Raw genomic sequence first — 1,101 nt, forward strand, 5'->3', positions numbered from 1 at the left:
TAAATTATTTAGAAGAAGCGGAAGATAGATTTTTTCAACTTTTTCACTGTCGTTTTTGATCTCTAGGAAAATCGGTCTAGTTAAATGCCTATAATATCGTGACTGATAAATACCTAAACTTATGTTTCTATCTATTCTTTTTATGACCTTTGAAATATCATTGAGTTCATATTTACATTTCCTGCATCTATATCCCTTATTTTTACCTAAAGATTCCATTGAGTGGTTACATTTAGGACATTTAGGATTTTCGTATATTATATCAATTAATTGAATTATCTCAATTTTTTCTAACTCTATTACTTTTCCAAATTTTACAGATGGCTTAATAGATCCATAAGCAATTATAACATCTCCCTTGGTCAATTGTTTTGTTGCTTCATTTAACTCCCCGGTTTCTTTAAATGCAATGAGCACATCTCCATTACTACCCGTAATCACTACATCTCCGCCTTCTAGAACTGATATGTTATCTATTTTGATTAGCTTTCTTACCCCCTGATAGTAATGATCTCCTGTTCTTATAAAGTGGAAATCAGTGCCTTGGTTAGTTTTGAATAGCATCATAAAGTCAATGTCTTCATCAACCCCAATCATGTTAGTCGCCTCAAATAGAGGTTCTATCATTATTCCTCTTATGCCGTAAAGGATTGGATCATATCCGTGTGAAATTATGAGGGGTTTTCTCTTGACATAGTCATAGTTAGCAAATACCTTGGGGAAAAAGGCTTCATCTACTTTCCTTATACTTTCCTTATCAATTTTTCTTTTAGTGAACCAATTATCCTTCTTCCTGTAGGTTATTAGTTCATAAGTATAATTTCCATATACGCCGATAGAAGCTATACTACCTATTATTCCTCTATTTCCTTGTATTTCAGCTTTAATTTTTTTTGAAAAAATTATTGCATATTCTAATGGAACTACATCCGTTACAGCCTTAACGTAAAAATTATGTATTAATCCCTTATGTTTTTCATAGTTATCATATTCGATTATGGCTATTCCAGGTCTCCTTCCATATTGATTAGCTAAGGATATGTGCTTAGTATATTTCTCTGAATAATATGAAATAAGTTCTAACAGTTCCTTTTTATTCCC

At 31.5% G+C, this 1,101-nt stretch carries 1 protein-coding gene; it reads right to left on the minus strand.

Going from position 1 to position 1,101, the window contains the following annotated elements; translation table 11 throughout:
• A partial coding sequence (locus DMP16_RS10125) for a DUF1743 domain-containing protein (RefSeq protein WP_143577212.1) occupies positions 1-1,101 on the minus strand: 1,101 nt, incomplete at both ends.

The organism is Sulfolobus sp. B1 (assembly GCF_007050195.1).
Lineage (GTDB): Archaea > Thermoproteota > Thermoprotei_A > Sulfolobales > Sulfolobaceae > Saccharolobus.